General features: G+C 40.3%; 9 protein-coding genes and 5 pseudogenes. 1 reads left to right on the top strand and 13 read right to left on the bottom strand.

Annotated elements, in window-relative coordinates; all coding sequences use genetic code 11:
- Nucleotides 1-9: 9 nt before the first annotated feature.
- From DQQ01_RS18380 to DQQ01_RS07005, 5 genes and pseudogenes are all read right to left on the bottom strand, one after another.
- Nucleotides 10-303 (bottom strand): annotated as a pseudogene (locus DQQ01_RS18380) (VirB4-like conjugal transfer ATPase, CD1110 family); the annotation flags it as partial.
- Nucleotides 302-1,480 (bottom strand): annotated as a pseudogene (locus DQQ01_RS18375) (VirD4-like conjugal transfer protein, CD1115 family); the annotation flags it as partial. The pseudogenes DQQ01_RS18380 and DQQ01_RS18375, both read right to left, overlap by 2 nt.
- Nucleotides 1,477-1,959, bottom strand: coding sequence for a PcfB family protein (locus DQQ01_RS07015; RefSeq protein WP_077712400.1), 483 nt, complete (start codon nucleotides 1,957-1,959; stop codon nucleotides 1,477-1,479). The pseudogene DQQ01_RS18375 and the gene DQQ01_RS07015, both read right to left, overlap by 4 nt.
- A 93-nt stretch (nucleotides 1,960-2,052) precedes the next feature.
- The gene (locus DQQ01_RS07010) at nucleotides 2,053-2,271 is read right to left on the bottom strand and encodes a DUF5348 domain-containing protein (RefSeq protein WP_004611927.1); all 219 of its coding nucleotides are present in this window, start codon (nucleotides 2,269-2,271) and stop codon (nucleotides 2,053-2,055) included.
- 24 nt (nucleotides 2,272-2,295) lie between these two features.
- A pseudogene (locus tag DQQ01_RS07005) lies at nucleotides 2,296-2,733 on the bottom strand (DUF6017 domain-containing protein); the annotation flags it as partial.
- 594 nt (nucleotides 2,734-3,327) lie between these two features.
- Here DQQ01_RS07005 and DQQ01_RS07000 point away from each other — a divergent pair.
- Complete coding sequence (locus tag DQQ01_RS07000; protein ID WP_111919453.1) at nucleotides 3,328-4,437, top strand: restriction endonuclease, SacI family; 1,110 nt, start codon at nucleotides 3,328-3,330, stop codon at nucleotides 4,435-4,437.
- Nucleotides 4,438-4,536: 99 nt separating this feature from the next.
- Here the strand turns inward: DQQ01_RS07000 and DQQ01_RS16030 are convergent, their stop codons facing one another.
- The 8 genes and pseudogenes from DQQ01_RS16030 to DQQ01_RS06960 form a co-directional block, all read right to left on the bottom strand.
- On the bottom strand, nucleotides 4,537-5,091 hold the full coding sequence (locus tag DQQ01_RS16030; RefSeq protein WP_199797984.1) for a DNA cytosine methyltransferase: 555 nt from the start codon (nucleotides 5,089-5,091) through the stop codon (nucleotides 4,537-4,539).
- The gene (locus DQQ01_RS16025) at nucleotides 5,033-5,554 is read right to left on the bottom strand and encodes a DNA cytosine methyltransferase (protein ID WP_199797983.1); all 522 of its coding nucleotides are present in this window, start codon (nucleotides 5,552-5,554) and stop codon (nucleotides 5,033-5,035) included. The genes DQQ01_RS16030 and DQQ01_RS16025 overlap by 59 nt, the downstream gene beginning before the upstream one ends.
- Nucleotides 5,554-5,736 carry a sucrose-6-phosphate hydrolase gene (locus DQQ01_RS06990; RefSeq protein ID WP_072449519.1) on the bottom strand — a complete coding sequence of 61 codons (183 nt, stop codon included), beginning with the start codon at nucleotides 5,734-5,736 and terminating at the stop codon, nucleotides 5,554-5,556. The genes DQQ01_RS16025 and DQQ01_RS06990 overlap by 1 nt, the downstream gene beginning before the upstream one ends.
- Before the next feature lie 271 nt (nucleotides 5,737-6,007).
- Nucleotides 6,008-6,904 (bottom strand): hypothetical protein, encoded by an 897-nt coding sequence (locus DQQ01_RS06985; protein ID WP_111919452.1) that lies wholly within the window; start codon nucleotides 6,902-6,904, stop codon nucleotides 6,008-6,010.
- A 552-nt stretch (nucleotides 6,905-7,456) separates the two neighbouring features.
- A complete protein-coding gene (locus DQQ01_RS06980) occupies nucleotides 7,457-8,647 on the bottom strand; it encodes a site-specific integrase (RefSeq protein ID WP_111919451.1) in 1,191 nt (396 codons plus the stop codon).
- A gap of 77 nt (nucleotides 8,648-8,724) precedes the next feature.
- Complete coding sequence (locus DQQ01_RS06975) at nucleotides 8,725-8,928, bottom strand: excisionase (RefSeq protein ID WP_004613735.1); 204 nt, start codon at nucleotides 8,926-8,928, stop codon at nucleotides 8,725-8,727.
- A gap of 295 nt (nucleotides 8,929-9,223) precedes the next feature.
- Nucleotides 9,224-9,928 (bottom strand): annotated as a pseudogene (locus tag DQQ01_RS06965) (CD3337/EF1877 family mobilome membrane protein); the annotation flags it as partial.
- A gap of 3 nt (nucleotides 9,929-9,931) precedes the next feature.
- Nucleotides 9,932-12,977 (bottom strand): annotated as a pseudogene (locus tag DQQ01_RS06960) (SrtB-anchored collagen-binding adhesin).
- Between the last annotated feature and the right edge of the window lie 85 nt (nucleotides 12,978-13,062).

Here is a 13,062-nt window from a genome sequence, read left to right as displayed (position 1 = left end):
GGGTATGGGCTGCTTTGCAAGGATAGCCCGGTCGCCCTGTGCCTGATTGAGCATGAGGACAAAATCAGAGTTTTCAAAGATATTTTCTACCTCGCGGCTTGCCAAAAGGTCTTTGATATTCTGTGTAATGGCTGTCGGTATGCCGCCCCATTTACGGAAACGCTTCCAAATCTCCACACTGTAAGCTGCGGTCTGTTCCTCTTTTAAGAGCAGATGAAATTCGTCCATATAGTAGCGGGTAGATTTCTTTTCTGCCCGGTTAATGGTAACGCGGTTCCATATCTGGTCTTGCACAATGAGCATCTGCCTTGTCGCAAAGCAGATTGAAAAGCTGCGTGTAAAGAATACTCACAACAAAGTTAAATGTATCGTCGGTGTCGGAAATGATAACAAACAGGGCGGTCTTGCGGTCGCCTATGGTGTCAAGCTCCATTTCGTCAGTTTCCATAAGGTCGCGCAGCTCCTTAATGTCAAAGGGGGCAAGCCGCGCACCGCAGGAAATGAGGATAGAGCTTCTTGTCTTTCCCGCAGACAGCAGGAATTTTTTATACTGCCGGACGGCAAAGTGTTCCGGGTCTTTTTCCTCCAACCGTTCAAACATGAGGTCAACGGGGGACTGAAATTCCGGGTCGTCCTCGCGGGCTTCCGACGCATTTATCATTTCAAGCAGCGTCGTGAAGTTCTTTTCTTCCTCCGGGGCTTCGTACCAAATGTAGCCGATAAGGGCGCAGTAAAAGAGCCGTTCCGATTTTACCCAAAAATCCTCCCCGGCTTTTTCCCCGTCCCCTTTGGTGTTGGCAATCAAGGTATTTACCAGTTTCAAAATGTCTTTCTCGCTGCGGAGATAGGCAAAAGGATTGTATTTCATGCTTTTTTTGAAGTTAATCGTGTTCAGCACTTTTATCCGGTAGCCGCCCCGCTGTAAGAGCTTCCCGCACTCGACTAAAACCGTTCCTTTCGGGTCGGTTACAACGTATGAGCTGTGCATTTGCATTAAATTCGGCTTTACAAAAAATCTCGTCTTGCCGCTGCCGCTTCCCCCGATAACAAGGATATTTTTATTCCTTGCATACTTCGGCTGCTTCGGGCGGCTGTTCATGGTAAGCCGTTCCGTTTGTGTCAGCAGCACGTTATTCTGAAATACCGGGTCGGTGTAGGGACGTATATCTTCGGCAGTTCCCCAACGGGCAGAGCCGTATTCTACACCTTTGCGGTATTTCTTTGCGTTCTTGCCTTTGACATAGACAATCAGCCGGATAAGCACCGCGCCGAAAATCCCTATCAGTAAATCCATAGGGGCAAGGCTCGGAAGCGGATTTGCAAAAGCCATAGAAAAGCCCTCCCCAAGCGACAGCACCTTGCCGGACAGGTCAGCCCCCGGCGCAAGGCGTACCGCCTGCCCGACTTTATCAAAAAGATACACAAAGAGCAGATAGGGAATGTTGGGAAGCAGCAGCTTTTTCCAGTTGATAGCGTTCATCTTGCAATCCCCCTGTCTTTGTTTTTTACTTTGTCCCGCTGTGCGTTCAGAGCCGCCGCCTTATCTTTCAGAGTGGAAAGCAGCTTGCGGATAGAGGGCTTTTGTTCCTGCGTCAGCTTCTTTGCGGAAAACTCCTTGAAAGCTGCGGTCAGTGCGTCCGCGTCCCGTCCCTTGAAAAACACAAGATAACGGGGCGGGGTTTCGGTGCTGTCTTTCTTTAGGGCAAAGTCAATCCCGTATTTTTTCGCCGTACTCTCAAAGGCTTTGATATTGTCCTTTGTGATTTCAATGTTGGAAACACCCGCGTTCTGCTTCATAAGCTGCTTTAGGGTCTGCTTTCCATGCGGGATTTTCTGTTTGTCATGCTGCTTTTTCATCTGTGCAAGCAGGGCTTTCATAGCCTTTTGGAGCTGCTGTGCCGTCAGTTTCCCGGTTTTGATGTAAAGGGCTATGGTCTTTTCGTTGGTTTCCTCCTGCAATGGGTGTCCTCCTTTCATGTTCTATGGTGGTATGCCCGCCGCCGGGAAGCGGGGCGGGCATGAAAAAAGAGCGTCCGTTTTCACGCCGCCCTGTTAAATCCGTACCCGCAGCCCGGAAAGGTCTGCCGCCCGAATACCCACAAGATACCAGTTGTCCCCGTACTCCATACGGGTAGGCTTCCATTTGCCCCGCACAAAGACCTCCATGCAGTCGCCGCAATGTAAGCCCCCGTAGTAGTCGTTTACGTCAAAGCGAATGTCGTAGCGGTCAGCGGTTTCATCAAAAATCAAAGCTCCTGTTTTCTGTGTCATAATCAAATCCTCCTTTGGGTTGGTTTACAGGCTTTCGCCCTCGTTGCAGGTGTAATCGGGTATGCCCTTGCTTTTTGCCGACTGGATAGTGCGCCCGCCGTACATATCGTGAGATACAAGGGACGTGTAATAGCTGCCAATCGTAGACGGGGCATTGAAAAGAGCAGCTTTCATGTACTGCTTGATGTTGCGGATTTTGGTGGTGTTTTCCTGCATACAGTCAAGTACAAAGCGGATATGTTCGCTGTTCAGTTTCATAAATTTTGCTTTTACAAGCTCTGCCGGGTGGTCGTCCCCGGCGATACGGATTGTTCTTCGTTTGGTGCAGACAGTTTCAAGAATAAGGGCAAGGATTTCCTCTATCCTGTCCCGGTCAAGGTATCTGTCCTGTATCAGATAGTCGTACTCGATATTGTCCTTGATGATTTCCTCATACACGCTATATGCGTCTGTCGCATGCGCAGCTTGGTACCCGTTCATAATGCGGTGCTGTTCTAAGTAGGTTTCCAATCTCCTGTGCCAGTTTCGGTTTCTGCTTCGATTCCAATGTAAATCTGATTTCATTCTTCATAATATGTACCCGCCTTTCTTATTCGGTAATACATATATCACTCTGACGGCACAGAATAGCAAGACAATTCGGATTATATTTCTGCCAAAATGTACGCAGAAAAACTGTGATTTTTATGCTGCTTTTTACACGTTTTTTCTGCGTATTTCGGTACTATCCGGCAAAACAAAATCGACTTTAGCGATGATATTCTGCGGATATTTTCACATCAACCGACCTTAGCGGGTATCCCCCCTGTTTAATTCTGCGAAAATTCGCACGAAGGGGGCCATCGGTCTTCAGTAAAAAAGGCTGTAGAGATTTGGATACCCCCAGCTATCCAAAATAATTTTATATTTTATCAACTACCGATTCACTCTATTAAATGTTTTTATTTTCTGATATAATAATATGTGATTTAAATAGATTTATATACTTTATTTCCGCATGTATACTCATGGCTTTATACAGCCAATGATCATTCAAATAACAGGAGGAAACTTATAATGGGATTAAAAGAGAACGCTTCAGCCAAACTTAATGCCGCATATGTCGATGCTCAACGGACTATCAATTCAACATGTGCCCACAAGGATTTTATTGATTTTGTAATTGATAATACCCATCTTACATATAAATATGTGTTATTTACAGCTATACTTGCAAAAGCAACAGATGAAAGTATTAATACTTTATGTTTACAAAAAAAATCCGAATTGCCAGGTGCATATGATGCAAGAACAATTTGCCATAAAGTAATTGTGCCTTTTGAAATGGAGGTACTCGACAAGGCATTAGGTGGCTCAAATGAACCATTTTTAAATAAACCTGCTCGTTTTCCAGAACTTTCAAAAACAAACGCTGTAAGGCGCGGCAATGATCAGACTATCCTTAATTCTCTTTGTGACAACCTTCCTCTTATTACTACATCAACAGATGCTTACGAATGTTTAATATATTTACTTTCGAAGCTAATAAATATAAAAAATTCAAAATCAACTATGACAACTTTCACTATAGAAAAAAATGCAAATCTCCCTGCGCATCTTATGGCATATATGGAAAAAGCCCTAGAGCACAGTTATGAAGGGGAAATCCTTACCCTTCTCGTTGCCGGAACATATCATCTCATGTACAACGAACCAAACGCTACCGTTGAGGTACACCCTGTTAATCAAAGCGGTGCATCAGGTCGTGAAATCAGTGATTTAGATATATATGTTGACGGTTCTTTAGTTGCATCTAATGAGTTAAAAGATAAGGACTATGCCGAAACAGATGTCCGTCACGCGGCAGATAAGGTTCTTTCTGCTGGCGGTACAAAAATGCTTTTTATAGAAGGGCCAAGAGCCAATGCTCAAGGGGATTTCATAAATAATATTGAACATGAATATCTTAATAAAAATTTTTTACTTCGAGTTATATCATATGAAAATCTTTTATCTTCAATGATTGGTTCAATTGATAAAATTGATAGCGAAGAATTTATGCATTTTATAATCGAAACTGCCCAAAATACTAAGTTCAAAGATGAAACCATAGCCTATCTTATGAAATTAGCAGATGAATTTTTCGATCTAAATCATTCCAAAAACAAAGATGACTCTACTAAGTAGTTCTACAACAGCGAGCAAATATCAATTTACTCGCTGTTGCGATTTTATACATACTTTTTTTGATATTCAATTACTGCCCTAGCCACAGCTTCTGCTAATTTACATGGTACGGCATTTCCTATTTGTGTGTAGACCTTGCCTTTTATTTCCACAGAAAATATAATTGTCTGGGAAAGTCTGTATCTTTGCTGCTTCCTTTATTGTAATTCTTCGTAATCGACTAGGTGCATCTTTAAATTCCGGCACTATTCTTCCATCAATTAACCCCTGATGGTAATCTACAACCCAATCACATTCTGCATTTCCATACAAATACTCTTCATCCACAAATGGTGTCTTATTTCCACCCATAGATGCTGGTAAAGTATTTGAATACCCATCTACATTAATTGGTCTTCCTTGTCCATTAAAATACATCCCCGCATATGGTGATTTTCTCATCACTGGATGTGCCGCAAATGTTATCTTTGCTGTACAAGTATTGGGATTAATATCTGTTCCAGCTTTTCCTAATGATTGTAACAAATCACGAATGACGGGAGCCTTGTTTTTCTGCTGCTCTATCATACCCATCATATGGTGTTCAAAAAAAGGATCAAGACCTGATTTGATTCCTATAAAAAAATACTCTTTCTCTTTTTTGCGATACCCCATACTCTGATGCATTTAAAATAAACGGCATACATTGATATCCCATTTTTGTAGCTCTTTCTAAATATTTCTTTCTAGTTGGTTCCCACTTTTCTAATACACCTAATGCTTTTACATTCTCCATTACAAATGCCTTGGGTTGAACTTTTTCAACTACATCTAAAAAGGTAAATATCAATTTACTTCGTTCATCGTTTGGATCCATTTTGCCAGCAACCGAAAAACCTTGACAAGGTGGTCCCCCAAAAACAAAGTCTGCACCTTCATATTTAGCCATATCATTAATTACATTGTTTATATCATCATTAATCATCACACAATTAGAATGGTTTGTTTTATATGTTTCGGCTGCTTCTTTTACTAATTCATTTGCAACCACGACTTTAACACCCGCATTCTCAAATCCAATATCCATACCGCCAGCACCTGTAAAGAGTGATACTCCTGTTACGGTATCAGCCATCATTACGCACCTCCATTTTCATCGTGAATTCTAAAAACCAACGACTGATTTTCTGAATCCAAATATATATCAAATTTTGTTTCTCCTTTTTTCACATTAAGATTCGACAACACTGCTTTTGGTAAGCGTATTCTCATATCCTGCTGAACAACATATGTATCAAGATAAATACATGAATCTGCCATATTGACGCCTCCTCTTTTTTAGTCTAATTATACCCTGTTTTTAGTCTAACTTCAACCTGAACATAAATTTTCTTGGTACTAATGTTAACATTAATTCTGTCAAATCCCTTTATCCCACAATCGCAATACTCAAATTCTCACAATCACAAAAAGAGCTTGGAGAAAACTTATAATATTTACTCCAAACGCTCGAGTTTCCTTTGCTTTAAAGCAATTTGTAATATTTCTGAAAAATATAATATTAAAATTATCAAATTTTCCCGTTTACTCTCTATTTTTTTTCATTATTTCTTTTCAGGATTTCATCATCGATGAAATCCTGAAATATTGCATAATCTCTTATCCCATTACCGACCTTTTTCATTTTTTCAAGGATTTTATTTTTCTGATTATCAGAGAGGTTAGTCTTGGCATTTTCTGCTTCATTCATCCAATGTTGAATTTCTTGTCCTACTACGCTTTTAATTCCTTGATTCTCGGCAACAATTGTTCCCCTGCCATTCAAAATCTGTGTGTTTGTCCACTCTTCCTGTTCTTCCATTGAATAAAATGTTACAATCATAATTCCTAGCAGATTAGATATCGTGAATGAAGTTTTTCCATTATAAGCAGAATACGAAGTAATACTCCTATGCATAGCTACACTTGGATTTTTTTCAAAATCATAATTACTTGCACTTTCAATTCTATCAAAGAAAAACATATGATTCTGAATATCTGAAACATCTTGTCTCTTACCCAAAAGATAATCTCTCATGATGTTCTCAGCTCTTAACATTGTCAGTAGTATTTCCTTATCAAAAGTCGCATCACAAGAGTACTCTTCCAAATCTAAATATAAACTTCTCCAGCTTAGTGAAACTATAAAATAAGTTAAATTCTCGTCATAACTGAATTCTCGCTGCTTATGATCTTGCCACGGATTAAAAATATTACTTGCAAACCAACGTTCCTTGGCACTAAATAGTTCCTCGCAGTCATGGCACAGCATATAATGTTTTTCTATATCCTGTGCTACTTTATTGGGTTCATTTGTTACTCGAATATTACCAAGTGCTGTCTTTATCATTTTTCGTCCTACAAAACGCGGAACAATATGACTAAGTTGAAGTTCCTTATTTTGCCTACACAAAGCACATTGGCCATATACTATTTTCTCCTTTCCCACCTCAATATTCCTCCATACATTTTTCTATTGCTTCTAAGTAGTCCACTACTACTAAGGATTTCTCCCAACACGTTTGCATTTATCCCGATTCCGCTCATGAGCCTTAGTAGTCGAAACCGTAGTAATTCCAAGGCTTTCTACCATATATTCTGCCCTGTGTTGCCCCAGTCTACGAAGATATGCATTATCATAAAACTGGAGTGCCGTGGCAGATGAATAGTATTTTAATCATGTTCTTATATCTCCTTAAATCGTCGTTTTTCCTTGTATTTAAAGGGTTTTTGCAACTTTCATTTTTCTTGTAGTTTCTGTATCTTCTTATAAATTCTCATGTTTTGGCAGTCAAAAGTTGTAAAATAAATAGTATTTTATTTTATAAAAACTTACTAAATTTCTGATTATCTTTTCATAAGTTGGTAAATGCCGATATATCCCGTATTTTAGGGCTTTATCGGTATTTTCTTTTTGGAAGATACCTTGCATAAGCTGGCATTTACCAGCATGAAAATGCAACCAAAAGTAGTAAATGAGTAGTAAATATAAGCTCCGATATTAACAAGCCAGTCTTTCCAGTTCCGCTTTTGCAGATTGAAATGTACCGTGTGCGTAATAACCAAGTGTCATGGTTATGTTAGCGTGTCCCATGAGATATTGCAGAGTGTTTGGGTTCATTCCTTTGTTTGCCATATTCGTACAATAAGTATGTCGGAATGAATGTGGCGTAATGTTTGGTAACTTATCTGTGTGATACTTGTTATACTTCTTAATCAGTCCTCGCACCATGCCCTCATAGTTTCCTGCAACTTTAGGCAAGCCCTCACGGTTTAAGAATAGGAAATTGCTGTAACCACCTACAATCAACGGTTGTGCTTTTCCTCTGTTCTTTAGTATCCTTTGGATTGCTTGATAAGCCCGTTCTGTCAATGGAAGTTCCCGTTTTCCGTTTTGGGTCTTTGGTGTTTCAATATAGTAGCCGATTTTGCTGTCTTTCAATAGCTGGTGGTCTATATTGAGTATTCTGTTCTGCATATCAATATGTGTCGTCAGTCCGCAAAATTCAGAAATACGAAGTCCCGTTTCCAGCAGAAGCACAACCTCATCATAATACTTACTGTAAATTTTATCTGTTTCCATAAAGGCAAGCAGGCGTTCTTCCTGCTCTGGTGTAAGGATAACTTTCTGCTCCGTATCATCTTCCAGAACATCACTTAGCTTAAATTCAAACGGGTTCTTTCTGATACAGTCGTCTTGTATTGCCATGTAAAATGACGCTTTCAAGGAACGCTTATAGTTATCAATCGTTTTATAGGCATATCCTTTTTCACTCATTCTGATAGCCCATTCTTTAGCGTCCGACTGTTTGACGGTATCAATCGCCCTCATACCCAACGGGTCATTTTTTAGAGCGTTCATAAGATACTGTCGTCCTTTTTCAGTAGCCCTTTTGATGTTCTTTCTTTGGCTGTTCTTCTTGTCGCAGAGCTGGCAGACTGTCATTTTACCGCCTGCTGTGTCGATACCGTCGTTAAGGTCTTTTTTTATCTGTGTTTCTTTTTCCCTCAACGATATATCATCACGTTTTCCAGCAGGTGTCTTGTCTGTCGGTACAAGTTTCCAAGAATAAATAAATTGTGGCTTTCCGTATATATCGGTATATTTATAAACGTATCTTCCGTCTTTTCGCTGGCTCTCTCCATTACGCAAATTGCGATTTTTACTGTCTTTTCGTTTCACATTAGACATAGTGTAAAGCTCCTTTCCGTCATGGAATGAGCCGTGATACGCTACATTTATTATACCATATCTACGGCTCAATGACATTAGATTTCGTCCAATGTATCTATGATTTTTTCAAATTGTTTTCGCTTAATCTGAATACGGTTACCGTTCACGATAACCCAGCCAGCGTCAATGTTTTCTTCGGCTAATTTACGCAATTTCTTTTCGCCAATGCGGAAGTATTTGGACGCTTCTTCAATCGTCAGCGTATATTTTTCCCAGATAGGCACATCAGTATTGTTCATAATCTATGCACCCCCTTTACTGTGTGTCATTTTTTTCAAGCAGGCAGACGGCTTTGGAAAGCTCCGTTAGTATCTCAACTATTCCCATTCTTGTGGGCAGAACCGCACCATGCGGACGTATCATTATTCTGTGAGGATAGGTCGTGGCAAAACGACTTTTCCAACAGTCGCTCTCGGATCACTGCGTGGGTCGCTCGCTTTCTTTTGAAAAGGTCGTGGCGTACAGTCCCCGTGGCTCGCTATCTCACAAACGTATCTGTCTGCTTTATTCAGTTGTCAAAGAGCTGTGGCGAAAACGGTTTACGACCTGTGGTATCGTCAGATTGTTGTTGTCGTTGTCCTCGATTTCTGTTTTCACGACTTCTTCTCTGGTTTTCCCGTCCTCGTCCTCTGGGCTTGCCGATACAAGAGCTTCTACACGGTCTGTCCCGATTTCCTCTGCGTTGCTGTTACCGAATTGAAGTAAGAGCCACGGCTGTTCCACTTGAATAGAAAATAAGCTGTCCCGTATCAAGTCCACGCTGTCCTTGCCCTCACTTTCAGAGTTGGGGAGCATGATTTTTGTTCCCAAGTCAAGTGAAGCGGTACTGATGTCTGATGAAAATTCATTTATCTTCTTGATGTAGTCGGGAGCGTAAGCAATAAATGAAGCGGACAATACGAACACCACAAGAAAATTGATAACCGCTTGAACCGCTTTGCTGGTTTCTCTTTTTATCAGTCCCGTATAGGCAATATAAATACCAATGATTAAAATTATCAGTAATAGAGAACCTACATAAAATCCCGTACTCCCGAAGCCATTCTCGGTAACGCCTGCAAGGGTCTGTATGCTCTTTCCGATACTGTCTGCCATATCGTTAATAAAATCAAGTTTCTTTGTGATAGAAATAGGGACTTTCTCAATCTCACTTGCCCATAAGGGAACAATGCCATAGTTGGAGGCTGCCAAAGGAAATACACCAATCCCATCAAACAAACTCCCTAATGTAATTGCCATAATTTAGTCCTCTTTCTTACGATACTTTTTCCAAAGATATGTACCGCCAAGCATACCGGCAGAAGTAAGCAACATCACAACAAACGCCATCACATTTGTGTTATCTCCGGTTTTCGGACTGTCTGTTGGGTATGTCGGTTTCTCTGGTGTTTTTGGTTCTTCCGGCTTTTCCGGCACCTCTGGAATTTCCTTGATGGTAACCGTCTGTCCATCGTCCTCAATATCCTTGTGTTCCGCTACTTTTTTAGGTTCGTCAGGATTTGACAAGTCATACAATTCTTCAAAAGTTACAAGTTGTTTCCCACCAAGAGTAGACGCGTCAAATGTAAATGCAATTTCTACTGTCATGTTTTCCTTATCTGCGATAAAGGTATAGTCTTTTTCTACACGCTTTCCATCAATGATAAGTTCTGCATTTTCTTCTTTTACCATCTGCCAGCCCTTTAACTGATATTTTGTACCGACTTCCAAGCCCTCTAAAGTAACCGTATCAATAATAGTCACTTCTTTATCTGCCTGAATTTCCTTGTTACCGTCTAGATCAGCAGCCGTTGTATGAATATTGATAATACGCTCTGTAATGAAAACAGTTTGCCCGTCATCATTGATGTCCTTATGTTCAGCAACCTTGACCGGTTCTTTTGGATTGCTTAAATCATACAATTCTTCAAAGGTAACAAGGTTCTTGCCACCTAAAGCAGACGCATTGAATGTATAGGCAATTTCCACTTTCATTTCTTCATCATCAGCAATAAAGGTATAATCGTTTTCAACACGTTTTCCATCAATCACAAGTTCCGCATTTTCTTCTTTTACCATCTGCCAGCCTTTTAACTGATACTTTGTACCTTTCACAAGACCATCTAATTTCACGGTATCTACAATCGTAATTTCTTTACCGGCAAGAATAGTCTTTTCGCCGTCTTTACCTGCTGCACTTGTTTGGATAGTGATTTTTTTTTCGTATTCATCAGTAAGTGTGCCTAAATCAATCACATGGTTATTTCTTGATACGACAATCTCAAATGGAGGAATAAGTTTGAAGCCTTTGTTGCTTTCACATCTTAATTCTTCAATGATGTAAGTATCGTAAGGAAGCGCGCCTTTGCTGTCGTCCGGCTCAGAAGTTCCAAACCACACACCGTCCTCACTTATCTGTCCTTTGTTGGTATTGTGTTTATGGCTAGCCCAATCTGATGAAGTAGAAAACTGTCCGTTATCATCAGTTACAACAACATGACTTTCGCCTGTGGTCTTACTTGTAATTTTGAACGGAAACATCAGCCAAGCGTTTATGTGTACCTGCATCAATCTTGACACCCTCAATATCGCCGCGCTTGATTTGATTGTAGATAGAATGGTCTTTATCTGTTAAATCCACAATTTTACCGTTTTCTGTAATTTCAAATTCAATCTCTTTTGCACCATCAGTCAAATATCCCTCTGGTGATTTCTGTTCAAAAATCTTATATTTTCCATAAGGAAGTAGGTTATCCGAAGTCATGGCAACACCGGAAATATCCGTATGAATGGTTTTTACAACTTCATTTTTCTTATGCAATTTTCCCTCAACCAATACCGCATTTTCATTTAAGGAAATGATGTCAAAAGCAGTATCTTTTAACGTGGCACTTCCTTGTGGTTTGATGTCGCCTGTTTCTAAATCTCGTTTTTGAATTTTTACACCACCGCGAATGACTTTATCCGATACAGAAAACTGGTTCGCACCTGTCAATACGGCAAGGTCGCCGTCCTCTGTAATCTGTGTAAGATAGACACCTTTTATCTGTTCTTCACTACCATTTGCCTGCATATAAGCACCCTCTAATAAATATCCTGTTGGACTTTTCACTTCCTCAACAGTCAGTGTTCCAAGAGGAAGAACAGCCTTTCCATTCTGCATATAGAACGCGTCGCCGGATACTTTGTATGCGTCCGCTAATTTTGTGATGTAATGAACATTTCCTTGCATATCTTTTTCTTCAACCGTTCTTGTTGTCCAAGTGCGTGTTGGCTCTGATGGAAGATTATCTTTTGCATAGAAACCGTCATAATATTTCCACTCAAACTCTGCGCCTGCTAAAGAAGCCGTTCCCTGTGGATTGTCTTTTTGTGTTTCCATATCAATCTTGAAAAGTTCAATCAAGGTATCCGTTACTTTTGGTATATCTGATACTTTCAAAGTCACTGTCTTTCCAGCTTCAACCTTTAAGGAATATACAGTTTTATCCGCTTTATATCCTACTGGTGCAGAAAGTTCCTTGATATAGACAGTTCCAGCCGTTACCTCTACAACATCTGTATTTCCGTTTTCATCAGTCGTAAGGGTGGCAAGTTGTTTTTGGCACTCTTTATCAGCAAAGACACCATAAGTCGCACCGGCAAGAGAATAGTTGGCGTTGCCATCGGTAATACCGGTATTACTGGAAACTTTTTGAAGTTTTGCATTTCCAACATTCAACTTCGCCCAAAACTGTCCAAGTTCCTGACCCTCGCCGGAATAAATATATCCACCACATTCATAGCGCCCTTTATTTTCTTTCACAAAGGCTTTGGCTCCGGCAAACACTTCCTCTTGTGTAGCCTTTGGAATTTCACTATATGCCGCACGCACGTTGTCGCACTGCCAACCCAAATGCACACTCAATCTCTGCCAAACAACAACCTGTTCTAATAGATAGACTTGTTTGTAATTTAATTCCTTATGTGTTTCTGCATACTGTTTCACATATTCAATAGATAAAGCCACATCAGAAATTTTGTCTGCACTCATACGCGTACTTGCGTCTGCTCGTGTCTTGTAGCCATTTTTGAAAGCCGTGTTGATGTCGATACAATAGGCAGTTTCTCCCTCGACTTTCATATAGCCCTCATTAAATGTTGCTTTGATAGAACCGTCATTCATTACCTGTTCTATAATGCCGACACGCTCGGCACTTTCAGTCCAGTATTGTTTTTCTGCTGCATGAGCCGTTGTTGCCGGCAAGGTAGTGATTACCGTTGCCAATGCGAGAAATCCCGTGCAAACTCGTTTTAATATGTTCTTCATTCTTAAATGCTCCTTTCATTTTGGGTAAAAAAATAGACGCTCAATTTTGAACGTCCTACATTGAAAAGGGATACTTTTTTAATAA

It is taken from the genome of Blautia argi (assembly GCF_003287895.1).
GTDB classification, from domain to species: Bacteria; Bacillota; Clostridia; order Lachnospirales; family Lachnospiraceae; genus Blautia; species Blautia argi.
The sequence above is the reverse complement of the archived record's forward strand: the minus strand, read 5'-3'. Positions and strand labels throughout refer to the sequence as shown.

Bases quoted from the DNA above. Each gene is read 5' to 3' on its own strand.
- DQQ01_RS07010 (WP_004611927.1), bottom strand. From the start codon at position 2,271: ATGACACAGAAAACAGGAGCTTTGATTTTTGATGAAACCGCTGACCGC.
- DQQ01_RS07000 (WP_111919453.1), top strand. From the start codon at position 3,328: ATGGGATTAAAAGAGAACGCTTCAGCCAAACTTAATGCCGCATATGTC.
- DQQ01_RS16030 (WP_199797984.1), bottom strand. From the start codon at position 5,091: ATGGGGTATCGCAAAAAAGAGAAAGAGTATTTTTTTATAGGAATCAAA.
- DQQ01_RS16025 (WP_199797983.1), bottom strand. From the start codon at position 5,554: ATGATGGCTGATACCGTAACAGGAGTATCACTCTTTACAGGTGCTGGC.
- DQQ01_RS06990 (WP_072449519.1), bottom strand. From the start codon at position 5,736: ATGGCAGATTCATGTATTTATCTTGATACATATGTTGTTCAGCAGGAT.
- DQQ01_RS06980 (WP_111919451.1), bottom strand. From the start codon at position 8,647: ATGTCTAATGTGAAACGAAAAGACAGTAAAAATCGCAATTTGCGTAAT.
- DQQ01_RS06975 (WP_004613735.1), bottom strand. From the start codon at position 8,928: ATGAACAATACTGATGTGCCTATCTGGGAAAAATATACGCTGACGATT.